This is a genomic window from Streptomyces sp. NBC_00459 (assembly GCF_036013955.1).
Lineage (GTDB): Bacteria > Actinomycetota > Actinomycetes > Streptomycetales > Streptomycetaceae > Streptomyces.
Genome location: NZ_CP107903.1, coordinates 1310804 through 1333948, shown reverse-complemented (window position 1 = coordinate 1333948; position 23145 = coordinate 1310804). Strand labels below are relative to the sequence as shown.

At 70.1% G+C, this 23145-nt stretch carries 22 protein-coding genes; 18 read left to right on the top strand and 4 right to left on the bottom strand.

Features of this window, described 5'->3' with window-relative positions:
• Positions 1 to 99 precede the first annotated feature (99 nt).
• From OHN74_RS05610 to OHN74_RS05590, 5 genes are all read left to right on the top strand, one after another.
• A complete protein-coding gene (locus OHN74_RS05610; protein ID WP_327693427.1) occupies positions 100 to 1572 on the top strand; it encodes a FadR/GntR family transcriptional regulator in 1473 nt (490 codons plus the stop codon).
• 103 nt (positions 1573 to 1675) lie between these two features.
• Complete coding sequence (locus OHN74_RS05605; RefSeq protein WP_327693426.1) at positions 1676 to 2824, top strand: acyl-CoA dehydrogenase family protein; 1149 nt, start codon at positions 1676 to 1678, stop codon at positions 2822 to 2824.
• Positions 2825 to 2927: 103 nt separating this feature from the next.
• A complete protein-coding gene (locus OHN74_RS05600; RefSeq protein ID WP_327693425.1) occupies positions 2928 to 3695 on the top strand; it encodes an SDR family NAD(P)-dependent oxidoreductase in 768 nt (255 codons plus the stop codon).
• Positions 3692 to 4903, top strand: a complete 1212-nt coding sequence (locus tag OHN74_RS05595; RefSeq protein ID WP_327693424.1) for an acyl-CoA dehydrogenase family protein — start codon at positions 3692 to 3694, stop codon at positions 4901 to 4903. Before OHN74_RS05600 ends, OHN74_RS05595 begins: the two co-directional genes overlap by 4 nt.
• On the top strand, positions 4900 to 5886 hold the full coding sequence (locus OHN74_RS05590; protein WP_327693423.1) for an NADPH:quinone oxidoreductase family protein: 987 nt from the start codon (positions 4900 to 4902) through the stop codon (positions 5884 to 5886). The genes OHN74_RS05595 and OHN74_RS05590 overlap by 4 nt, the downstream gene beginning before the upstream one ends.
• A gap of 22 nt (positions 5887 to 5908) precedes the next feature.
• Here the strand turns inward: OHN74_RS05590 and OHN74_RS05585 are convergent, their stop codons facing one another.
• On the bottom strand, positions 5909 to 6772 hold the full coding sequence (locus OHN74_RS05585) for a mycofactocin-coupled SDR family oxidoreductase (RefSeq protein WP_327693422.1): 864 nt from the start codon (positions 6770 to 6772) through the stop codon (positions 5909 to 5911).
• Between the two features lie 175 nt (positions 6773 to 6947).
• Here OHN74_RS05585 and OHN74_RS05580 point away from each other — a divergent pair, with 175 nt between their 5' ends.
• From OHN74_RS05580 to OHN74_RS05565, 4 genes are read left to right on the top strand one after another with little or no spacing between them, the layout of a single operon-like run.
• Positions 6948 to 8093 (top strand): amidohydrolase family protein, encoded by a 1146-nt coding sequence (locus OHN74_RS05580; RefSeq protein ID WP_327693421.1) that lies wholly within the window; start codon positions 6948 to 6950, stop codon positions 8091 to 8093.
• Positions 8090 to 8335, top strand: coding sequence for a hypothetical protein (locus OHN74_RS05575; RefSeq protein WP_327693419.1), 246 nt, complete (start codon positions 8090 to 8092; stop codon positions 8333 to 8335). Before OHN74_RS05580 ends, OHN74_RS05575 begins: the two co-directional genes overlap by 4 nt.
• Positions 8336 to 8342: 7 nt before the next feature.
• On the top strand, positions 8343 to 9155 hold the full coding sequence (locus OHN74_RS05570) for a mycofactocin-coupled SDR family oxidoreductase (RefSeq protein WP_327693418.1): 813 nt from the start codon (positions 8343 to 8345) through the stop codon (positions 9153 to 9155).
• 14 nt (positions 9156 to 9169) lie between these two features.
• Complete coding sequence (locus OHN74_RS05565) at positions 9170 to 9358, top strand: ferredoxin (RefSeq protein WP_327693417.1); 189 nt, start codon at positions 9170 to 9172, stop codon at positions 9356 to 9358.
• A 63-nt stretch (positions 9359 to 9421) separates the two neighbouring features.
• On the opposite strand, the gene OHN74_RS05560 is transcribed toward OHN74_RS05565, so the two are convergent.
• Entirely contained in the window at positions 9422 to 10294 is an 873-nt protein-coding gene (locus tag OHN74_RS05560) for a VOC family protein (RefSeq protein WP_327693416.1), read from the bottom strand.
• Positions 10295 to 10453: 159 nt separating this feature from the next.
• Here OHN74_RS05560 and OHN74_RS05555 point away from each other — a divergent pair, with 159 nt between their 5' ends.
• Both OHN74_RS05555 and OHN74_RS05550 read left to right on the top strand, forming a co-directional pair.
• On the top strand, positions 10454 to 11323 hold the full coding sequence (locus OHN74_RS05555; protein WP_327693415.1) for an alpha/beta fold hydrolase: 870 nt from the start codon (positions 10454 to 10456) through the stop codon (positions 11321 to 11323).
• A gap of 44 nt (positions 11324 to 11367) precedes the next feature.
• Entirely contained in the window at positions 11368 to 11979 is a 612-nt protein-coding gene (locus OHN74_RS05550; protein WP_327693414.1) for a TetR family transcriptional regulator, read from the top strand.
• 117 nt (positions 11980 to 12096) lie between these two features.
• On the opposite strand, the gene OHN74_RS05545 is transcribed toward OHN74_RS05550, so the two are convergent.
• A complete protein-coding gene (locus tag OHN74_RS05545; protein WP_327693413.1) occupies positions 12097 to 13698 on the bottom strand; it encodes an FAD-dependent oxidoreductase in 1602 nt (533 codons plus the stop codon).
• A gap of 572 nt (positions 13699 to 14270) precedes the next feature.
• Here OHN74_RS05545 and OHN74_RS05540 point away from each other — a divergent pair.
• From OHN74_RS05540 to OHN74_RS05525, 4 genes are all read left to right on the top strand, one after another.
• Positions 14271 to 15143 (top strand): 2-keto-4-pentenoate hydratase, encoded by an 873-nt coding sequence (locus OHN74_RS05540; RefSeq protein WP_327693412.1) that lies wholly within the window; start codon positions 14271 to 14273, stop codon positions 15141 to 15143.
• Positions 15140 to 16120 (top strand): acetaldehyde dehydrogenase (acetylating), encoded by a 981-nt coding sequence (locus OHN74_RS05535; RefSeq protein WP_327693411.1) that lies wholly within the window; start codon positions 15140 to 15142, stop codon positions 16118 to 16120. The genes OHN74_RS05540 and OHN74_RS05535 overlap by 4 nt, the downstream gene beginning before the upstream one ends.
• Positions 16117 to 17130, top strand: coding sequence for a 4-hydroxy-2-oxovalerate aldolase (dmpG, locus tag OHN74_RS05530; protein ID WP_327693410.1), 1014 nt, complete (start codon positions 16117 to 16119; stop codon positions 17128 to 17130). Before OHN74_RS05535 ends, dmpG begins: the two co-directional genes overlap by 4 nt.
• Before the next feature lie 254 nt (positions 17131 to 17384).
• On the top strand, positions 17385 to 18107 hold the full coding sequence (locus tag OHN74_RS05525) for an IclR family transcriptional regulator (RefSeq protein ID WP_327700001.1): 723 nt from the start codon (positions 17385 to 17387) through the stop codon (positions 18105 to 18107).
• 186 nt (positions 18108 to 18293) lie between these two features.
• Here OHN74_RS05525 and OHN74_RS05520 read toward each other — a convergent pair whose 3' ends face one another.
• On the bottom strand, positions 18294 to 19826 hold the full coding sequence (locus OHN74_RS05520; protein WP_327693409.1) for an acyl-CoA synthetase: 1533 nt from the start codon (positions 19824 to 19826) through the stop codon (positions 18294 to 18296).
• A 213-nt stretch (positions 19827 to 20039) separates the two neighbouring features.
• Between OHN74_RS05520 and OHN74_RS05515 the strand changes: the two genes are divergently transcribed.
• The 3 genes from OHN74_RS05515 (at position 20040) to OHN74_RS05505 (ending at position 23133) form a co-directional block, all read left to right on the top strand.
• Positions 20040 to 20819: an enoyl-CoA hydratase/isomerase family protein gene (locus OHN74_RS05515; RefSeq protein WP_327693408.1), complete on the top strand. Its 780-nt coding sequence runs from the start codon at positions 20040 to 20042 to the stop codon at positions 20817 to 20819.
• Positions 20820 to 20918: 99 nt separating this feature from the next.
• Positions 20919 to 21977 (top strand): alcohol dehydrogenase catalytic domain-containing protein, encoded by a 1059-nt coding sequence (locus tag OHN74_RS05510; RefSeq protein ID WP_327693406.1) that lies wholly within the window; start codon positions 20919 to 20921, stop codon positions 21975 to 21977.
• A gap of 1 nt (position 21978) precedes the next feature.
• A complete protein-coding gene (locus OHN74_RS05505) occupies positions 21979 to 23133 on the top strand; it encodes an acyl-CoA dehydrogenase family protein (protein WP_327693405.1) in 1155 nt (384 codons plus the stop codon).
• The last annotated feature ends 12 nt before the right edge of the window (positions 23134 to 23145 follow it).

The following is a 23145-nucleotide window of genomic DNA, read 5'->3' as shown; positions in this document are numbered from 1 at the left end:
GGCACCCGATCTCGGTGTCAGGTACCCGACCCGCACGTCACCCGCGCCACCGACGAATAGACTGGGGATCCGCAATATCCCCTCTGAGGAGTTGGCCCCATGGCGACTGCCGTCGACCGCGAACCCGCCGACGGCGAGACCGGTGTCCCGGTCGGCAAACTGGCCGCACAGACCGCGCACCGTATCGAGGCGACCGTGATCCGCCAGGGCTGGCCCGTCGGCGAGTCCCTGGGCTCGGAGGTGGACCTCCGTGAACGCCTCGGGGTGAGCCGCGCGGTGCTGCGCGAGGCGGTACGGCTGGTCGAGCACCACCAGGTCGCCCGGATGCGGCGCGGCCCGAACGGCGGCCTGATCGTCTGCGCCCCCGACGCGGGACCGGCGACCAGGGCCATGGTGATCTACCTGGAGTACGTCGGCACCAGCGTCACCGACCTCCTTCAGGCCCGTCAGCTCCTCGAACCGATCGCCGCGGGCCTCGCCGCGGACCGCATCACCGAAGAGGGCATCGCCACCCTCCGCGCCACGCTCGACAGCGAACTCGCCCACTGGGACGACCCGTCGGTCCATTCGCAGGACCCGCTGCACCCGGTGCTCGGCCAGTTGTCGGGAAACCCGGTGCTGCACCTGTTCGTCGATGTGCTCACCCGCCTCACGGCCCGGTACGCGCACACCTCCCGCCGGGTCACCAAGGCCGAGATGCACGCGGCGAAGGAGACCTCGCACCGGGCCCACCGCGCGGTCGTCGAGGCCGTCATCGCCGACGACGGCGCCCGCGCGCAGACCGAACTCACCGCCCATCTGGAGTCGGTCGCCGCCTGGATCGAGAAGCACCGGGTGCATCGCGGGCAGCGGATCTCGGGGAACGTGATCGAGCCCGAACTCGTCGAGGGCCTGCGTGCCAAGCTCGCCGAAGTGCTGGCCGCCCGGATCCACGACGACATCGCCGCGCGTGGCTGGCAGATCGGCATGGTGCTCGGCTCGGAGGCCGACCTGCTGGCCCGCTACGGCGTCAGCCGCGCCGTGCTGCGGGAGGCCGTGCGGCTCCTGGAGTACCACTCGGTCGCCCGTATGCGCCGGGGTCCCGGCGGCGGACTGGTCGTCACCGCGCCGGAACCGCAGGCCAGCATCGACACGATGGCCCTCTTCCTCGAATACCAGGGCGTCACGGCCGACGACCTGCGGATCGTCCGCAACGCCATCGAACTCGGCATCATCGCCAGGGTGACCGCCCGGCACGCCGGAGGCGACACCGAGGTCGTCGAACGCCTCACGAAGGCCGTCCGGTGGCCCACCGAGGGTCCGGCCGACGAACTCCGCAAGGCCGACCTGTTCCACTCCGAACTGGCTGCCCTGGCCGACAATCCGGTGCTGTCGCTCTTCCTCTCCATCATCACCGAACTCTTCCGCCGGCACGCCTCAGGCCACGACCGTCCGCTGCCCGGTGACACGGCCGCCGAGGAGGTCCAGCACGTGCACCAGCGCATCCTCGACGCGATCGTGCAGGGCGACGCGGGGGTCGCCCGCCACCGGATGGGACGGCATTTGGATGCACTCATTCCCTGGTGGCACTGACAAGGAAGCGGTCATGCATAGCCATGTACTGCCACTTTCCTGATCACCCTGGACCGAGGAAGGCAATTACGTATACTGAATAGGGTCCACTGAAGGAGCTGTGATGCGCCGGACCCTGTTCGAACAGGATCACGAGGACTTCCGTCTCCTGGTCCGTGACTTCATCACCCGCGAAGTGCTCCCGGTGTACGAGGACTGGCGCCGCGCCGCACTCGTCCCCCGTGAGCTGTTCACCGCACTCGGCAAGCTCGGCATCATCGGTACGGCGATCCCCGAGGAGTACGGCGGAGGCGGCTCGGACGACTACCGCTTCAACGTCGTCATCCAGGAGGAGTGCGCCCGCGCCGGCGTGACACTGGGCGGCCTGCGCACCCACCTCGACGTGGTCGTCCCGTACTTCACGGGGCTGGCCAACGCCGAACAGCGGGCCCGCTGGTTCCCGGGGCTGGCCTCGGGCGAGCTGTACACCGCGGTCGCGATGAGCGAACCCGGCACCGGCTCGGACCTGGCCGGGGTCACGACGAAGGCCGTCCGAGACGGTGACCACTACGTCCTCGACGGGGCGAAGACGTTCATCACCGGCGGCCACCACGCCGACCTGGTGATCGTCGTGGCCCGCACCGCCACCGATCCGGCCAACCGGCGTGCCGGACTGTCCCTGCTGGTGGTGGAGAAGGGAACGCCCGGGTTCACCGTCGGGCGCAAGCTGGAGAAGATCGGCCTCCACGTCCAGGACACCGTTGAGCTGTCCTTCGCCGGCGTCCGCGTCCCCGTCGCCAACCTGCTCGGCGAGGAGGGCGCGGCGTTCTCCCTCCTCGGCCGCAACCTGGCCCAGGAACGGCTGGCCATCGCGGTCGGCGCGGTCGCCCAGGCCCGCGCCGCGATCGACCTGACCGTCACCTACGTACGCGACCGGACCGTCTTCGGGAAACCGGTCGCCCACTTCCAGAACACGAAGTTCGAACTCGCCTCCCTGGACACCGAGTTGACGGCCGCCCAGACCCTGCTGGACGCGGCGGTCGCGGCGCTCGTCACCGGCGAACTGAGTCCGGTCGACGCGGCCAGGACCAAGCTGTTCTGCACCGAGACACAGGGCCGGGTCGTCGACCGCTGCCTCCAACTGCACGGCGGCTACGGCTACATCCTCGAATCACCGATCGCACGCCTGTACGCGGACGCCAGGGTGACCCGTATCTACGGCGGCACCAGCGAGGTCCTGAAGACCATCATCAGCAAATCCCTGGGACTGTGACCCTTTCCCATTCAGGACCAGTCCCCTCAGGACCCGCCCCCATCCAAGACCCGTCCCATCCAAGACCCGTCCCATTCAAGAAGTGTCCCGTGAGGAGTGGGAAATGAACATCGACGGTTCATCGGCACTGGTCACCGGAGGCGCCTCCGGCCTCGGCCTGGCCACCGCCCGCCGGATCATCGAGCGCGGCGGCAGGGTCGTCCTCGCCGACATCTCCGAGGAACAGGGCGTCAAGGCGGTCGCCGACCTCGGTGACGCCGCCCGCTTCGTCCGCGCCGACGTCATCGACGAGGCCGCGGTCACCACCGCCCTCGACGCCGCCGCCGAACTCGGCCCGCTGCGCTTCGTCGTGCACTGCGCGGGCCGCGGCGGCGACCGCACCCGGATCATCGACCGCGACCGCAACCCCGGCGAACTCGACACGTTCGCCGAGGTCGTACGGGTCAACCTGATCGGCACCTACAACGTACTGCGCCTGGCCGCCGCCCGGCTCGCCGCCAACGACGTCGTCGACGGCGACCGTGGTGCGGTGGTCCTGACCGCGTCGGTCGCCGCGTTCGACGGCCAGATCGGCCAGACCTCCTACACCGCCGCCAAGGCCGGCGTACACGGCATCACCCTGGTCGCCGCCCGTGACCTGGCCAGTTGGCAGATCCGGGTGAACACCATCGCGCCGGGCGTCATGGACACCCCCATGCTCGGCCGGCTCCGCGAGGACATCCGCGAGGGACTCGCCGCGTCCGTCCCGCACCCCAAGCGTCTCGGCACCCCGGACGACTACGCGCGCCTCGCCGTCGAGATGCTGGAGAACTCCTACCTCAACGGCCAGACCGTCCGCCTCGACGGCGCCATCCGCATGGCGCCGAGGTGACCGCACCGGCCCAGGAGGCACCCACCGACGAGGAGTTCCGGGCGGGCCTGCGCACCTTTCTGACGGACCATCACCCCGGCCGCCGCCCGAAGGACCCCGCCGAGCGCCTGTCGTGGCGGAAGGCCTGGCTGGCCACCCTGTTCGACGCCGGATACGCCGGTCCGAGCTGGCCGCGCGAATACGGCGGCATGGAACTGGATTTCGCCCAACAGGTGGTCTACCAGGAGGAGTACGCGCGAGCCCGGGTGCCCGGACCACTCGGTACCGGCCTCGGTATCGCGGCGCCGACCCTCGTCAAGTACGGCACCCCCGAACAGAAGGAGCGTTTCCTGCGCCCCATGCTGCGCGGCGACTCCGTATGGGCACAGGGCTATTCGGAACCGGAGGCCGGCTCGGACCTGCCCGCACTGCGGACGACCGCGCGACGGGAGGGCGGCGGACCAGACGACCCCGGTGCCGTGTACGTCGTCAACGGGCAGAAGATGTGGAACAGTTCGGCCGACATCGCCGACATCCTCTTCACCCTGGTCCGCACGGGACCGCCCGACTCCCGCCAGGACGGCATCAGTTACCTGCTGATCGACGCGCGCGCCCCTGGCGTGAGCGTGCGCCCGCTGCGGGACCTGACCGGGGACGCGCACTTCTGCGAGATCTTCTTCGACGACGTACGCGTGCCGGTGGCCGACCGGATCGGCCCGGAGAACGGCGGCTGGCCCCTCGTACGGACGAGCCTCGGCCACGAACGCGCGGCCGGCGCGATGAACCAGGCGGCTCTGTACCGGCGCGTCCTCGACGAACTGATCGAGCTGGCGCGCGAGCGCGGCGCGACGGCGGACCCCCTGGTGCGCGACCGCCTCGCCGACTTCGAGATCCGCGTGCGGATCATGCGCCTGACCGGCATGCGGACCATCGCCGACATCATGACGAAGGGCGAACCCGGACCGGCGTCCTCGACGTCACGGCTCTTCATCGTGACCTTCGAACAGGAACTGCACGAATTCGCGCTGGAGTTGCTGGGTGCGTACGGCATCCTCGGCCGCCGCGATCCGCACGCCGTCCAGCGCGGACGGTGGGCGTGGGGCTTCCTGCGCACCCGGGCCTCGTCGATCGGCGCGGGCACCGCCGAGATCCAGCGCAACACCATCGCCGAGCAGGTACTGGGCCTGCCCCGGGACCCGGCGATGCCCACTGTCGAGAGGACACGATGAGAGCCGCACGCTGTACGGAGTACGGGCCGCCGGCAGGGCTGTCGGTCGTCGAGCTCGGCGACCTCGAACCCGGCCCGGGAGAGGTGCTGGTCCGGGTGCACGCGGCGGCCGTCAACTTCCCCGATGTGCTGCTCGTGGCGGACCGCTACCAGGTCCCCGCGCCCCTGCCGTTCACGCCCGGCAGCGAGTTCGCCGGCGTCGTGACCGCGCTGGGGCCCGGGGTGTCCGGCCCTCCCGTGGGCTCACCCGTGGCCGGGGCGGTGCTCACCGGGGCCTTCGCCGAGCAGGTCGTGGTGCCCGTGTCGGGCCTGCGTCCCGTCCCCGAAGGACTCGACATGGTCCACGCCGCCGCGTTCCACGTGACCTATGCGACCGCCTATCACGCCCTGACGACCGTCGGGCGGGGCGAGGAGGGGGAGTGGGCTGCGGTGCTCGGTGCCGCGGGCGGGGTCGGCTCGGCGGCCGTCGACGTCGCGACCCGGCTCGGGATGCGCGTGGTCGCGGCGGCGTCGAGTCAGGAGCGCCTGACGGTCGCCCGAAAGCTCGGGGCGGTGACGGGCGTGGACTACGTCCGCGAGGACCTGAAGACCCGGATCCGTGAACTGACCGACGGCGGCGCCCATCTCGTGGTCGACCCGGTGGGCGGCGACCACGCCGAGGCCGCCCTGCGCGCACTGAGGCGGGGCGGCCGGTTCGTCACCGTGGGCTACGCAGACGGGAAGATCCCGCGGATACCGCTGAACCTGGTCCTGCTCAAGGACGCGGTCGTACGGGGCTTCGAGATCCGCATGCTGCGCCAGTACGCCCCGGACGCGGTGGCCGCCGGCGACCGGGCGCTCGCGGCGATGGTCCGCGACGGAATGCGCCCGCTCGTCTCACGCGTTCACCCCCTCGCCGAGGTGGCCGCCGCCCTGACCGACGTCGCGGAACGCCGGACCACCGGGAAGGTGGTCATCGACATGACGGGCGCAGGCGCGGCATGAACGCCAGTTGCGTGAACCCCGTTCAGAAGGTGGGCAGTTGGGGGCGCCGCTTGACGTAGCCCGCCGCGTCGACACGCATCTGCATGCCGGTGACATAACGGGACTCGTCGGATACGAGGAAGAGGACGGTGTCCGCGATGTCCTCGGGCTCGACGTAGGGGATCCCGAAGCCGGTCGTCGCGGGGAAGCTCGGCAGCGCGTCCTCGCGGGTCGGGTTCTCCAGGTCGGGGCGGAACGAGCGGTACATGAGGTCGCTGTTGAGCATGTCCGTGTTGACGTTCGTCGGGTGCAGCGCGTTCACCCGGATCCGCCGGGACGCGAGCACCGTCGCCAAGTCATGCACGAACGAGGCCACTTGGCGCTTGGCGAAGGAGTAGCCCAGGCCGCCCGGACCGTTGGCCGGGTTGTCCGTGGTCGCCGGGATCAGCCCGGCGATGGACCCGGTGGCCACGATCGAGGCGCCGTCGGGCAGATGGGGGAGTGCCGCGTCGACGGCGTGGACCACCCCGTTGAAGTCGACGGTGACGGCGTCCAGGAAGGCCTGCGCGCTCTGACCGGGGCCCAGCGGACAGATACCGGCCTGGGCGATCACCGCGTCGAGTCGCCCGAGTTCGGCAACCCCCTCGGTCACGGCAGCCTTGAGAGCCGCCGGTTCGCGCACGTCGGCCTTGCGGGCGACGATGCGCCGCCCGAGCTTCTCGACCTGACGCACCGTCTCTTCCAGGTCGGCCTCGGTGGCCAGCGCGTAGCCGTTGGTGGCGATGTCCTCGCAGAGGTCCACCGCGATGATGTCGGCGCCCTCCGCGGCGAGCCGGATCGCCTGGGCCCGGCCCTGGCCGCGTGCCGCCCCCGTGATGAAGACGACCTTGTCCTGCACTCGACCCATGGGGTCTCCTTCCGTCGAATAAAAGAGTATCCTGAATCTCTGTGAAGGGATCTGGCTCACATCCATGATTCGTGAGAAGCAAGGGGTTTCATGCCCTACTTCCACTGAGTGAGACCTGATCAGTACACGCAATGCGGTGATGCTGGAGAGTCTCCGAGACCGAGGGAGCGCAAGGATGCCGTTGCAGCCATGGATGAAGTTGCTGTCGACCGACGATCACCTGATCGAGCCCCCACGACTGTGGTCCGACCGGCTGCCCGCGAAGTACCGGGAGGCGGGCCCCCGGAGCGTCGAGCAACCGCGCGGAGAGGGCCAGGCACCCGCCGAGGTGTGGGTCTACGAGGACCGGATCTACCCCTACATCGGCCTCAACGCCGTGGCCGGCAAGAACCCCGAGGAGTTCGGCCTCGAACCGACGCGCTACGACGAGATGATCCCGGGCTGCTACGACCCGAAGGCACGCCTGCGCGACATGGACCTCGACGGGGTCTGGGGGGCGTTGTGCTTCCCGTCCTTCCCGGGGTTCTCGGGCCACGTCTTCATGGACGGCAAGGACCGTGAACTCGCGCTGCTGTGCGTCAAGGCGTGGAACGACTTCGTGCTCGATGAGTGGTGCGCCACCGCGCCCGGCCGTCTCGTCCCCCTGGTGATCCTGCCGCTGTGGGACGTCGAGGCCTGTGTCGCCGAGATCCACCGGACCGCCGCCAAGGGCGCCAAGGCGATCTCCTTCCCGGAGAACCCGGCACCGCGAGGTCTGCCCTCCTTCCACACCGACCACTGGGACCCGGTGTTCTCGGCGGCGGAGGAGACCGACATGCCGCTGTGCCTGCACTTCGGCACCTCGGGCAAGGCGCCGAAGACGGCCGAGGAAGCCCCGTTCGCGGTGACGATCGCCCTGTTCGGCACCAACGCCATGTACGCCACCGCCGACCTGCTCTTCTCCCCGGTGCTCCACAGGCATCCCAAGCTGAAGATCGGGCTGTCCGAGGGCGGCATCGGCTGGATCCCGTACCTGCTGGAGCGCAGTGACGGCACCTGGGAGAGGCACCGCTTCTACCAGAACGTCAACCAGAGCGTGCGGCCCTCCGAGCTGTTCCACAAGCACTTCCACGGCTGCTTCATCGACGACCGTTTCGGCGTCGAGGTCCGCCACCACGTCGGCGTCGACAAGATCACCTGGGAGTGCGACTACCCCCACTCCGACTCGTACTGGCCCAAGAGCCGCGCCTACGCCGCCGAGGTCCTCGCCGACGTACCGGACGACGAGGTGCACAAGATCGTGGAGCTGAACGCCCGCCGCCTCTACAACCTCCCCGCATGAGCAGGCGGCCGGAGTCCGAGCGGTCCGACTGGACCGACCTGGACCTGCTCACCCGCGAGGAGGCCCACGGCAGGCTCCACACGGAGATCGCCGATACGGACGTACGCCTCGCCGGACTCGGCGCCGACGACGAGGCCGAGCGCGAACTCCTCCAGCGGCGGCTGCGCGCTCTGCGCGAGGCCGCCGAGGATCTGACGAACCCGACCGGTCCGACCGACCTGACCGACCACTCGGAGAAGTGAGGCTGCCATGGGGCGAGTCGATAACAAGGTCGCGCTCATCACGGGTGCGGCGCGCGGACAGGGCCGCTCCCACGCCGTACGGCTGGCGGAGGAGGGCGCGGACATCGTCGTCACCGACGTCTGCCACGACATCAGCGACGAGCTGCCCTACTCGCTCGCGTCGAAGGAACAGCTGGAGGAGACCGCCGAGTTGGTACGGGCGACGGGCCGGCGGTGCGTCGCCGTCCAGGCCGACGTCCGCTCGATCACCGAGATGCGGGCCTCCGTCGACGCCGCGCACGAGGAGTTCGGGCGCCTCGACGTGGTCGTCGCCAACGCGGGCGTCATGAGCTCGGGTTCCGCCTGGCAGCTGTCCGAGGAGGCCTGGGACGTCGTCGTCGACGTCAACCTCAAGGGCGCCTGGAACACGGCAAGGGCAGCGCTCCCGGGGATGATCGAGGCGGGCGACGGCGGCTCGATCATCATGATCAGCTCGGCGGCCGGAATCCGCGGCCATGTGCCGTACGCCCACTACGTCGCCGCCAAGCACGGTGTGGTCGGCCTGATGAAGGCCCTCTCCAACGAACTCGGCACGCACCGCATCCGGGTGAACACCGTCCACCCCACCGGCGTCAGCGGCACAGGCATCACCGTCGGCGTGCCGATCGACGAACTCGCCGCGCGGGAACCGATGTTCGCCCTCGCCGCGATGAACACCCACGCCCCGTGCGTGGAACCCCGGGACGTGTCGAACGCGGTCCTGTTCCTCGCCTCGGAGGAGGCGAGATACGTCACCGGCCTGCAGTTCACCGTCGACGCCGGGTCGACCAACAAGCCGTAGAACAGGAGTGGTTCGTGAAGATCACCATCGATACGTCGTCCTGCTCGGGACACGCGCGATGCGCGGCGGCGGCGCCCGGACTGTTCCGTCTGGACGAGGACGGCTACGCGCGGCCCTTCGACGACGAGGTCCCCGGAGACCTTGAACAGGCCGCCCGCGACGGGGAGTCGGCCTGCCCGGAACGGGCGATCACCGTCGAATGACCTCCCGTACGACAACTGAGCCCCACGGTCCAGGGACCGTGGGGCTCCGCCCTGCGTGTGCGTTCAGCCGCCCGGCATCGGCGGCGGCGTGAAGTGGTGACCCCAGAACGCGCCGTCGGTGATCTCGTAGACGGGCACCGGCTCGGGCACCTTCAGCCCGTTCCAGCCGAACTCGACGGCGTAGTTCTCCGGCGACCAGACGTAGAACGACACCATGTGGTCGTTGGTGTGCTTGCCCAGCGTGTGCATCATCGGGACCTCGTACTTCCCCGCCCGGTCCAGCGCGCGCCCCACGTCGTCCAGCGTCGCGCCCTCGACCATGAAGTGCAGCAGCCGTCCCGGACCGGGCATCGGCGTCACCCCGAGGGTGTGGTGCCGGGGGTTGCAGCCCATGAACCAGGTCGTGCCGCCCGGTGAGCGCATCGTGTTCCGCTCGATGAAGCCCAGCACGTTGACGTAGAACTCGAACGTGCCCCGAGCGTCCTCGGCGGAGATGATGGCGTGCCCGAAGCCCATGTCGCCGGTGACGAAGCCCGACACCAGCGGGGTCTGCACCGGCACATGGTCGAGCGTCGTGCCGTAGAACAGCTCGACCGGGTTGCCGCCCGGGTCGTTGAACTTGACGAAGCCCGTGACCTTCCGGGCCGCCGCCTCGACCTCGGTACCGGCGGTCACCTTGATGCCGGCCTTCTCGACGTCCGCGACCAGCCCCGCCAGCTCCCGCTCGTCGAGAACCTCGAAGCCCAGCGCCGTCATCCCGGGCTGGGCCCCCGGAGAGACCACGATCCGGGCCGGATAGTCGTCCATCCGGAAGTGGAGGGACTCGGGATCACCACCCTCGACGGGCATCAGACCGAGGAAGTCGCCCCCGAAGGCCTTCCACTTGTCGATGTCGTTGGACTCCAGACGCAGGTACCCGAGTGAGCGAACACCCATCAGGTCCTCCCCTCGCATTGATCAGGTCCGGGCGGCCCGAGAGCCCCCGGCATCGCTACGCCCACGACGCTAGACAGCCCGCGCCGCCCTCCGCCGGGACCGTCCCACTGATCGGGAGCCCACCGGCGAGGGCCGCCGTCCCGATGCCACCGTGCAGCCATGACACTCACCTCCCTGACGTACGAGAACACCCTGCGCGAACTCCCCACCGACGAGGGTGTGCTGCGCTACCACGAGGCGGGCGACGGACCGCCGCTGCTCCTGCTGCACGGGTCGGGGCCCGGTGTGACCGGCTGGCGCAACTACCGGGGCAACCTGCCCGTGTTCGCCCAGCACTTCCGCACGCTCGTCCTGGAGTTCCCCGGCTTCGGCGTGAGCGACCCGACCGACGAGAACCCGATGGCGGCGGCCCCGAAGGCCGTACTGCGCTTCCTCGAAGGCCTCGGGCTCGACCGGGTGGACGTCGTCGGGAACTCCATGGGCGGGTTCGTGGCAGTGGGCCTCGCGGTCGCCCACAAGGACCTGTTCCGCAGGGTCGTGACCATCGGGGGAGTGGGCCGCAACATCCTCTCCCCGGCGCCCAGCGAAGGGCTCAACCTGCTGGTGGAGTTCACCGAGAACCCCACCCGGGACAACCTCGTGCAGTGGCTGCGGTCGATGGTCCACGACCCCGCCCTCCTCACCGACGAACTGATCGAGGAGCGCTGGGCGAGCGCCACCGACCCGGCGACGCTGGAGGCGTCCCGCCGCATCTACGGCCGACAGGCGATGGCCGGGATGATGGCCGCCCAGGCCCACTCCGACCAGCCCATCTGGGCGGCGCTCCACAAGGTCGCCGTACCCACGCTGCTGACCTGGGGCCGCGACGACCGGGTCACCCCGCTGGACAACGCGCTGCTGCCGATGCGCACGATCCCCAAGGCCGAGTTGCACGTCCTCCCCGACTGCGGGCACTGGGCCATGATCGAGCAGAAGGCGGCCTGGGAGAGCACGGTGCTGGCCTTCCTGACCCGCCCGGATCAGTCCTGACCTGCGTCTGCGTCGGTGGGCTGACTCGACGACAGGGGGACGACGTGGCGATCAGACCCGCAGAGGTTCGGCGCCCCGCCGCTCCGGTGTCGAGCCGCCAGGCCGCCCGCCAGGTACGCATTCTGCGCGCCGCCTCCGACCTCGGCGCCCGTGACGGGCTCGCCCGGGTGCAGATGCAGGACGTGGCCCGGGAGGCCGGCGTCGCGATCGCCACGCTGTACCGCTACTTCCCGTCCAAGCCCTGTCTGTTCCTGTCCGTCCTCGAATGGCACATCGAGGAGTTCCTCGGGGGCCGGGACGCCGGTTCTCCCGCCGCCGACGCGCACGACCCGGCGACGGAGGTGGCGCGGACGCTCGTCGCGCTGAGCGGAAAGCTGCTGGCCAGCCCCCTGCTGGCGTCGGCCGTGGCGCTGTCGTCGTTCACCGAGTACGCGAGCGTGGTCCCGACCCGCTTCGACATCGTCGAAAGAGCCCTGGGACAGCGCCTGTTGCAGCTGCTCGGATGCCGAGCGGACGCGGAGACCACGCGCAGCAGGGTGCGACTGCTCGTCTACAGCTGGTGGGGTCTGTTCGTGGCCATGCTGACCGAGGAGATCACCACCGAGCAGGCGGAGGCGGACCTGCACCTGGCCGCGCGACTGATCGCCACGTCCTGAACACGAACACGAACATGAACGGGGACGAGGACGGGAACGAGGACGGGAACGAGGACGGGGACGGGAACACGCGGCTGTGCCCGGGACACGGCAGGTGTCCCGGGCACAGCCGTGGGGTCAGTCCTTCGCGCCGGCGATGATGTCGAGCACCGCGAGGTAGGAGAAGGCGAGACTGGAACCGATCGGGGTCCCCGCACCCGGGTAGACACGTCCGGACATCGCGGCCATGGTGTTCCCGCTCGCGTAGAGCCCGTCGATCGAGCTGCCGTCCGGCCGCAGCACCCGCGCGTTCTCGTCGGTCTTCAGTCCGCCCTTGGTGCCGATGTCGGACGGAAGGATGGTCGCCACGTAGTACGGCGGGGTGTCGAGCGGAGGCAGCAGCGGGTTCGGCCAGTCGGTCGTGGGCGGTGCCGGGAAGCTCAGCTCGGGATGGGCGGGGAAGCCCAGCACGTGGTTGGCGATCTGGTCCCAGGGTGTCTCCCCGCGATGGAACCGTTCGTCGACTCCGGTGGGCGCGTAGCTGTTGAACTCCTCGATGCTCTTGCGCAGTGCCTCGAACGGTACGTCGATCAGTTTCGCCAGTTCCTCAAGGGTGTCGGCCGTCTTCAGCGCGCCCGACTTGAACCACTCGGGGCTCACCGGCTGGTCGGCCGGGCCACCGAAGCCGTCCCGGTCGAGCTGCCGCTGGTCGAACACCCAGTGGGCGGGGATGTGCGAGACGCCTGTGGTCGTGTGCAGACGGAGGATCCAGCGTCCGCCCTGGTCGTAGGGGAGGTTCTCGTTCATGAAGCGTTCGCCCGCGGCGTTGACCCAGATTCCGCCCCGGGTGCCCGTGTGGAAGAGCGGGAGACCGTCCGGCCACACGAGCCCCGGTACGCACCAGGCCTGGTCGAGCAGTTCGGTGGCGGCTCCGACCGCCATCCCCGCCAGCAGGGCGTCGCCGGTGTTGGCCGGCGCGCCGTTGGACCACTCGCCGGTGAGGGGCGGCTGGTGCCGCTTGCGGAGCCCGGGGTCACGCTCGAAGCCGCCGGCGGCGAGGATCACGCCCCGCTCGGCGCGGATCCGGACGGGCTCACCCTTGCTGACGGCATGCACGCCGACGACCCTGCCGTCCTCGACGACGAGGCTCTCCAGCGCGGTGTCGAGCCGGATCGTGCCGTTGCCGGTCTCCAGGAACGCGGCCAGCGCCCTGCCGATCAGCGCGCGGCCTCCGTTGAGCACGGGACCCTGGTCGCGGCCCCACCGTTCCATCGGGAGGGGGTTGCGCACGAGCCGGGCGTGCTCGCCCAGTTCGGCGGCCGGAATCTCCGCCGGGAAGACGGTGTGCCCGGCGGGGGAGGCGCCGGGAGCCGCCGCGTAGTACTCAGGCACCGGCCCGTACACGAAGGACCCGAACCGCGGGTTCCGCTCCAGCTCGTCGATCAGCTGGGCGCCGGCCCGCAGATAGGCGTCCTGGCGCCGCTCCCGGGAACTGTCGTCGACGATTCCGCGCAGATACGTCCGGGCCTTCTCGACGTCGTTCTCGACGCCGGCCCGGTCGAGCGGCGCGGAGCCCGGGAACCAGAGCCCGGCACCGGAGTAGGCGGTGGTGCCGCCCACCCGGTCGGTCTTCTCGATGACGAGCGTGCGCAGGCCGCGCGAAGCCGCCACATACGCCCCGACCAGACCTCCGCCGGACCCTACGACGACCACGTCGTAGACATCTTCGTTGATGCTCACCCTGGACCTCTCCTCCAGCCGTTCAGCAGTGTGGGCCTGTCGTTTGGATCACGCCTGGGCCGCGGGGCGTGGCACGCACTCCCCCAGAGGGGGGACTCCCAGCCGCGTTGTCGTCGGTTGCCAACTCCCCCACTCTCGACTTCGCTCGACCGGGGGGGACCCCCATCGCGTTGACGCCCTCCTCCGCCTTGCAGCTGCACGCACCACGCCCTGCTCACCGGCAGACAAATGGCGCCGCGGCTGAAGTCGGCGTGATCCAAACGACAGGCCCTGCCGACGACGGTAACGAGCCGTCACGCCCGCGCTGTTCAGCCATCTCGCTCACCGAGACCCACCGACAGACCCCGCAGTCCCGCTGAGCGGAATGCCTGCACCTGCGGTACACCGAGGCCGCTCAGGCTGGGTGCCGAAGCGGTTCTGGCGAAGAAGGGACACGGGAGACGCGCCCCTCCTGAGGGGCGCGGGGCTGTATCGATGTGCGGCTCCGCCGCGTGGGCGCGACAAGCCACCACGAACCCGCGGACGAAGAACCGCCTCCCTGGCGGAGCGCACCGCAAAAGTTGAGGATGCGAATGACAGACACCGGGAAACCGACGCCCGTCGCCGAGGCAGCCGCGCGACTGACCGACGCGGCCCACGCCGGAAAACCCTGTGCCCCCGTACGGGACCTCCTGGGCAGCACCGACATAGCCCTCGCCTACGCCGTCCAGCAACACGTCATCGCCGGCCGCCTAACCGCCGGCGCACGGGTGGTGGGCCGGAAAATAGGCCTCACCTCCGAGTCCGTCCAGCGCCAAGTAGGCGTAGACCGACCGGACTTCGGGGTCCTGCTCGACGACATGGACGTCTCCGCGCTACCGGAGGTACCCAGTGGGCGCCTGCTGCAGCCCCGGGTCGAGGCGGAGATCGCGTTCGTGCTCGCCGCCGACCTGGACGACGACGACCTCGACATCGAACGGGTCCGCTCGGCGGTCGGACACGCCGTGGCCGCGCTGGAGATCGTGGACAGCCGGGTCGCCGACTGGGACATCGCGATCACGGACACGATCGCCGACAACGCCTCCAGCGGCCTGTTCGTCCTCGGCGGCGAGCGCGTCGACCTCAAGGAGTTCGAACCCCGTGACGTGACCATGCGGTTGTACGCCGACGGCGTGCTCGCCTCCGAGGGGACCGGAGCCGCCTGCCTCGGCGACCCCCTGGCGGCGCTGCTGTGGCTTGCCCGTACCGCCAGGGAGTTCGGCGACCCGCTGCGCGCCGGCCAGATCGTGCTCTCGGGCGCCCTGGGCCCGCTCGTCCCCACCCCGCCGGGCAGCACCGTACGGGCCGAGTTGTCGGGCCTGGGATCAGTGACAGCGGTCTTCTCCACCCAGGAACGCCAGGAACGCCAGGACCGCAAGCAACGCAGCGACCCCAAGGATCCCAAGGCCCCCAAGGAGCACGGATGACGAAGACCAAGGTGGCCGTTATCGGCTCCGGCAACATCGGCACCGACCTGATGATCAAGGTGCTGCGTCTGTCCGACACCCTGGAGATGGCCGCGATGGTGGGCATCGACCCTGACTCGGACGGACTGGCGCGCGCCGCCCGGCTGAAGGTACCCGTCACGCACGAGGGCGTGGACGGACTGATCGGCATGGAGGGCTTCGACGAGATCGCCATCGTCTTCGACGCCACGTCGGCGAAGGCCCACGTCGAGAACGCCAGGAAGCTCGCCCCGTACGGCAAACGCCTCGTCGACCTCACCCCGGCGGCCATCGGCCCGTTCGTGGTGCCGCCGGTGAACCTGGACGAGCACCTCGCGAACGCCGATGCCGCCGACAACGCTGTCGACAACCTGAACATGGTCACCTGCGGCGGCCAGGCGACGATCCCGATCGTCCACGCCGTCAGCCGCGTGACTCCCGTGCCCTACGCCGAGATCGTCGCGTCGATCGCCTCCAAGTCGGCCGGACCCGGCACCCGGGCCAACATCGACGAGTTCACCGAGACGACGTCCGGGGCGATCGAGAAGGTGGGCGGCGCCCGGCGCGGCAAGGCGATCATCGTCCTCAACCCGGCCGAACCGCCACTGATCATGCGGGACACGGTGTACTGCCTGATCGGCGACGCCGACCACGAGGCGATCCGCGCCTCCGTCGAGGAGATGGTCGCGGCGGTCGCCGAGTACGTGCCGGGCTACCGGCTCAAGCAGCAGGTCCAGTTCACACCGGTCCCCGAGGGCGACCCGGTGCACACCCTCTTCACCGGCGACCCCTCCGAGGCGACCACCAAGGTCTCCGTCTTCCTCGAAGTGGAGGGCGCCGCCCACTACTTGCCCGCCTACGCCGGCAACCTCGACATCATGACCTCGGCCGCCCTGCGCGTCGCCGAGCGCATCGCCCAGCGATTCCCCTCCGAGGCGACCACCGAGGTGACCAAGTGACCGCCACCCCCAGGCTCTACGTCCAGGACGTCACCCTCCGGGACGGTATGCACGCCGTCCGGCACCGGATCACCCCCGAGTTCGTCGCGAAGATCTCCAGGGCGCTCGACCGGGCGGGCGTGGACGCCATCGAGGTCGCCCACGGCGACGGTCTGGCCGGCGGCAGCCTCAACTACGGGCCGGGCAGCAACACCGACTGGGAGTGGATCGAGGCGGCGGCCGATGTCATCGAGCGCGCCACCCTCACCTCCCTCCTGCTGCCCGGGATCGGCACGATCGTCGAACTCAAGCGGGCCTACGCCATGGGCGTCCGCTCGGTGCGCATCGCCACGCACTGCACGGAGGCGGACGTCGCCGCCCAGCACATCTCCACCGCCCGCGAACTCGGCATGGACGTCTCCGGGTTCCTGATGATGGCCCACATGGCGTCCCCGGAGGTCCTCGCCGGACAGGCGAAGCTGATGGAGTCGTACGGCGCGCACTGTGTGTACGTCACCGACTCCGGCGGCCGGCTGACCATGGACGGGGTGCGCGACCGCATCCGCGCCTATCGGGACGTGCTCGATCCGGAGACCCAGATCGGCATCCACGCGCACGAGAACCTGTCCCTCTCGGTGGCCAACTCGGTGGTGGCGGTCGAGGAGGGGGTGGCCCGGGTCGACGCGTCGCTCGCGGGACAGGGCGCCGGCGCGGGCAACTGCCCGATCGAGCCGTTCATCGCCGTCGCCAACCTCCAGGGCTGGAAGCACGACTGCGACCTGTTCGCCCTCCAGGACGCTGCCGAGGACCTGGTCCGCCCGCTCCAGGACCGACCGGTGCGCGTCGACCGGGAGACCCTCACCCTCGGCTATGCCGGCGCCTACTCCAGTTTCCTGCGCCACGCCGAGGCGGCGGCCGAGCGCTACGGACTCGACGCCCGCACGATCCTCCAGGAGGTCGGCAGGCGCGGGCTGGTCGGCGGCCAGGAGGACATGATCGTGGACATCGCCCTGGACCTCACCCAGGGCTGACATCGGCCGACGTACCGCTCCCCGGAAGCAGTCTTCCGGGGAGCGGTACTTTTTTGCGCCCCGGGATTAATAGACCGACCGCCCCAATTATTCGGTGCACGACTCTTTCTCTGCGGCCCGTGGCATTGGTACCTTGACGCCGAAGCCGAACTAGAATTGATTTCAGTTTGAGCAGAGAGGCACCGACGATGACGTCTGCCCTTCGCCTGGACTCGCGACCCTCCGAGGTCGTCGGGCAGGTACTGCCTCCGTCGATGATGGAGCGCGTGACGCTGATCATGGATCTCTTCGAGCGTCCGCACACCCACCTGACACTCGAGACGGTCTCGCGCCGGACCCATCTCCCGCGTTCCACCACCCACCGGATACTCGACCAGCTGGTCCGCCTGGACTGGCTGCGGCACACGGTGGCCGGGTACACGCTGGGGCGGCGGGCGCTCGGTCTGGGCGGCCGGGAGATCGGCCACAGCGCGCTGCGGTCGGCCGCTGCGCCCCACCTCCTGGACCTGGCCGTCCGTACGCGAATGGTCGTCCATCTGGCCGTGCTGGACGGGCCCGAGATCTACTACCTGGACAAGGTGGGAGGCCGGGCGGCGGTCGACATCCCGTCGAAGGTCGGGGGCCGCGCGGTCGCCCACTGCACCGGGCTCGGCAAGGCCATGCTCGCCTGGCTGAGCCCGGAGGAGATCGACGCGCGGTACGCACAGCTGATCGAGCGCCGGACCGACCACAGCATCGGCCACCTCGACCACCTGCACCGCGAACTCCGCACAGTGCGCCGCCGCAACGGCCTGGCGATCGACCGCGGAGAGTGTTTCCCCGACCTCGGCTGCGTCGGCCTCGCCCTGCGCGGCCCCGAAGGTCCGATCGGCGCGATCTCGGTGGTGGGGGACGGCAGCTCCTCCCTGGAACTCGTGGCGCCGCTCGTGGTGAACGCGGTGAAGGCAGTCGCCGAGGACCTTCTCCTCGCGGGCTGAGACCCGCCCCGACAGGGGTGCGGGGCCGGGGCGATCTGCGGCTCCGCCGCGCGGGCGCGACAGGCTCCCGGCAGCTCGCGGCCGGCAGCCGAAGGGCCGTCCACGTCGCGCAGCGAAAGACGGCCGCCGCCGCCTCAGATCCGCCCCCGCCCGAACCCCTTCGGGTCCGCCCCCGTCCGGACCCGCTCAGCTTCCCGCCGGGATGTCGCGCAGCGTCCGCTTGAGGACCTTGCCCGAGGGCGTACGGGGGAGTTCGTCGACGACGTCGAAACGGGCCGGCACCTTGAACTTCGCCAGGCGCTCGGAGCAGAACTCCCGCAGCTCCTCGACGCCGGCGTCCGTGCCCGGCCGGAACACCACGAAGGCGCGCGGCACCTCGCCCCAGCGCGGGTGGGTCAGGCCGACGACCGCCGCTTCCAGTACGGCCGGGTGTTCGTACAGGACCCGCTCGACCTCGGGGGTGGCGATGTTCTCGCCGCCGGAGACGATCATGTCCTTCTTGCGGTCGTCGATGTAGAGGAAGCCCTCCTCGTCGACGTGTCCGATGTCGCCGGTGTGGAACCAGCCGTCCCGCAGGGCCGCGGCGGTCGCCTTCTCGTCGCGCCAGTAGCCCGCGAAGACCTTCGGGCCGCGCAGCGTGATCTCGCCGAGCTCGCCCGCCGGGGCCTCCTTGCCGGTGTCGTCGACGATCCGGATCCGGGTGTGCGGCACGGGCCGGCCGACCGAGCCCAGTTTGGACAGGGCGTGCTCGCGGTCGAGGAAGGTGTCGCCCGAGACCGTCTCGGTCAGACCGTAGGCATCGGCGAACCAGGCGTTCGGGAACGCGGTCATGATGCGCCGCAGTACCGGCTCCGGGGTCTTCTCGCCGCCGCCCACGATGAAGCGCATCGAGGTGGTGTCGTACGACTCCCGGTCCGGGACCTCCAGGACGGCGTTCACCATCACCGGCGCCAGCCAGGCGTTGGTGACTTTGTGCTCCTCGATGGCCCTCAGTACACCGGGCGCGTCGAACTTGCGCTGGAGAACCACACCGCCGCCCGCGTACAGCACCGGAAGGGCCGGCATGTCCAGGCCGCCGACGTGGTAGAGCGGCCCGGCCACGAGTGTGGTGTCCGCCGCGGTGAGGCCGAAGTGGACGATCTGGGACACGTTCTTCGCGTGCAGGTTGCCGTACGTGATGCGCACACCCTTGGGGCGTGAGGTGGTGCCCGAGGTGTACATCAGCCGCTGGAGATCGTCCGGCCCGACCTCGACGGGATCCACCCGGGCGCCCGGGTGCCGGTCGAGCAGCGCCTCGTAATCGGTCCACTCGTCCGATTCCGCTTCGCCGTCCACCAGGATGCGGTGCTCCAGAGCGCCGAGTTTTCCGGCGATCCGGTCGGCCGCCCGAACGAACTCCGGTTCGGTGATGATCGCCTTCGCCTGGGAGTGGCCCAGAATGTACGCCCATTCCTCCTCGGACAGGCGGTAGTTCAGCGGGAGGAAGACCGCCCCGACGCGGTTGGCCGCATAGACCAGTTCCAGGAACTCCGGCCGGTTGTAGAGCAGCAGCCCGACGACGTCACCGCGCCGGACGCCCAGCTCCGTCAGGCCCGCGGCCAGCCGGTTGACCCGGTCGTGGAGCTCGCGCACCGTCAGACGGCGGTCCTCCTGGGTGACGACCACGGATTCGGGCCGCTGGGTCAGGTGGTAATCGAGGATGCTCGCGAAATTGTGCACGGGTCTCTCTCGCTCTGTGTCTGCACGGCGAATGCTTCTTGCCACCGCTCATACGGAAAGGCGGGTTCCGGCCGGTTGGTTGCCCACTACCACGATTTAGTGTACCTCTTGGTCTATAAAACTTGCTGGCCGAACTGTACGACGACGCGAACGCATCGACAACCATCCGCGCGCCGGTGGGTTCGCCTTGTTTCCCCCGATGAGGAGGCCCTGGTGCCGCGCATCCGTCTCGACACCGACGGACCCGTTGTCACGGTCCGCCTCGACCACCCACCGCTGAACGCCTTCGACACCGTCCAGCGCGACGAACTGGCCGCCCGCGTACGCGAACTGGCCGACTCGCCCCGGGTGCGGGCCGTCGTGCTCTACGGCGGTGAACGGCTGTTCGCCGCCGGTGCGGACGTCAAGGCGCTCGCCGCGATGGGCGTCGAGGAGGTGCGGGGCTGGAACCGGGCGTTGCAGCGCACCTTCGACGAGGTGGCCCAACTGCCCATGCCGGTCGTCGCGGCGATCACCGGGTACGCGCTCGGCGGCGGCCTCGAACTGGCCCTCGCCGCCGACTACCGCATCGCGGCCGACGACGCGCTCCTCGGCCAGCCCGAGGTGCTGCTCGGGATCATCCCGGGCTCGGGCGGCACCCAGCGGCTGACCCGTCTGATCGGCCCGTCCCGGACCAAGAACCTGCTGATGACCGGCCGCCGGGTGGACGCGCCGGAGGCCCTGCGACTGGGCCTGGTGGACGAGGTGGTCCCGGCACCGGAGGCGCATGCCACCGCCCTCCGCTACGCCCACCGCCTCGCCGAGGGCCCGGCAGCAGCCCTGGAGGCCATCAAGGAGGCCGTCAACCACGGCACCGACACCTCCATGTCAGCCGGCCTCGCCCTGGAACGCTCCCTGTTCACCGGGGTGTTCGGCACGCAGGACGCGACGACGGGCATCGAGTCGTTCCTGGCCGAGGGCCCAGGCAAGGCCCGATTCGGGGACGCCCCGTAAGGGCGCCCCCCGTAGGGGCGCGGGGAACTGCGCGACCAGCCCCAACGGACCCGCGCGTACGTACAAAGCCGACACCACGAACCGAAAGGAGGGCGGACCATGCAGGCACTGCGCTGGCACGCCGCACGAGACCTACGGCTGGAGGAGGTCCCGGACCCGCCCGCCCCCGCCCCCCACGAGGCCGTCGTGGACGTGACCTGGTCCGGAATCTGTGGAACAGACCTGCACGAGTTCCTCGAAGGCCCCCACATGATCCGCGACAGCCCCCACCCCCTCACCGGCGCCGCCCCACCCCTCGCCCTCGGCCATGAACTCAGCGGCACGGTCGTCGCGTTGGGCACCGAGACACCCGGCATCGCGGTCGGCGACCGGGTGACCGCCGACCCCGTCTGGAGCTGCGGAGTCTGCTTCTGGTGCGCACGCGGCGAGTACCACATCTGCCCCAGGAGCGGCTCCGTCGGTCTCGCCTCGCCCGGTGCCTTCGCCGACCGCGTCACCGTGCCGCTCGGCGGGCTGACCCGGCTGCCCGACAACGTCAGCGACGAGATGGCGGCCGTCGCCGAACCCCTTGCCGTGGGCCTGCACGCGGTCACCCGCGCGGGAGTGCGGCCCGGCGACAACGTCCTGGTCGTCGGCGGAGGCCCGATCGGCGTCGCCGTGGTTCTCGCGGCCCGTATCGCCGGTGCGGCCGGGCTCTATGTGAGCGAACCCCTCGCGGGGCGCCGCGAGTTGCTGCTCGGCCTCGGCGTCACCGAGGCCTTCGACCCGCGCGAGACGGACGTACGCCGTGAGGTGTTCCTGAGGACCGGACGCATCGGCCCCGACGTCGTCATCGACGCGACCGGTGTGCCCGCGCTGGCCGGGCAGGCGGTCGCCACCGTCCGGCGCGGCGGACGGGTCGTGCTCGCCGGTGTCGGGCACGGCAGCGTCGAGTTCGATATGGGGCAACTCGTCTTCTACGAGCGGTCCGTGGCCGGGACGCTCGGCTACAACTTCGACATCCCCCGGGTGATCGACCTGATGAGCACCGGGCGCTTGGATGCCTCCGCTCTGGTCACCGGGCGTTTTCCGCTCGCGGACGGAGCCGGGGTCTTCGCGGACCTGGCCGCCGACCGGGCCAGGCACCTCAAGGTGCTCCTCACTCCGAAGGGACTGTGACATGGATTTCGACCTGCCGGAGGAGACCCGGGACCTCCAGGAGATGGTCCGCGAGTTCGCGGCGAAGGAGATAGCTCCGAACGCCGCGGAGTGGTCCGAGACCGAGACGTTCCCGACCAAGATCTTCACCAAGCTCGGCGAACTCGGCCTGATGGGCATGCTCGTGCCCGAGGAGTACGGCGGCGCCGGCTCGGACATGGTGTCGTACGTCGCGGTCATGGAGGAACTCGGCGCGGCCGACCAGTCGGTCGCCTCCTCCTGGAACGCGCACTCGACCATCGCCACGCTCCCGCTCCTGACCTACGGCACCCGGACGCAGAAGCAGCGCTGGCTGACCCCGCTGGCCAGAGGCGAGGCCATCGGGGCGTTCGGCCTGACCGAGCCCGGCGCCGGTTCCGACGCGGCGGGCATCACCACCACGGCCCGCCGTGCGGACGGTGGTTGGCTGATCAACGGCACCAAGATGTTCATCACCAACGCCGGCACCGACATCAGCCAGGGTGTCACCCTGCTGGCCACGACCGGCAAGGGCGAGGACGGGCGGAAACGGTTCGCCACCTTCTACGTCCCGACCGGCACACCCGGTTACAGCTGCGGCGCCAAGCTGAAGAAGCTCGGCTGGCACGCCATGGACACCCGGGAGCTGGTCTTCGAGGACTGCTGGATCGCCGACGACCATCTGATCGGCGAAGAGGGCAACGGGCTGCGCCAGTTCCTCGCCGTCCTCGACAAGGGCCGGGTCAGCGTCGCCGCGCTGGGTCTGTCGCTGACCAGGGCGGCACTCGCGCTGGCCGTCAAACACGCCACGGAACGCCACCAGTTCGGCCGCCCGCTGTCGGCCTTCCAGGCGGTCGCCCACAAGATCGCCGACATCGGTACGGAGCTCCAGGCCGCCCGCTGGATGGTCTACCGGGCGGCCTGGCTCGCCGATCAGGGGCGCCCGTACGGCACGGAGGCCGCCATGGCCAAGCTGTACGCCTCCGAGGTGGCCAACCGGGCCGCCTCCCAGGCGGTGCAGATCCACGGCGGCTACGGCTATGTGCGGGAGTCGGAGATCTCGCGGTTCTACGCAGACGCGAAGATCCTGGAGATCGGCGAGGGCACCAACGAGATCCAACGCGACGTCGTCGCCCGGGCGTTGCTGAAGCAGGCGTGAGACGGGCGACCC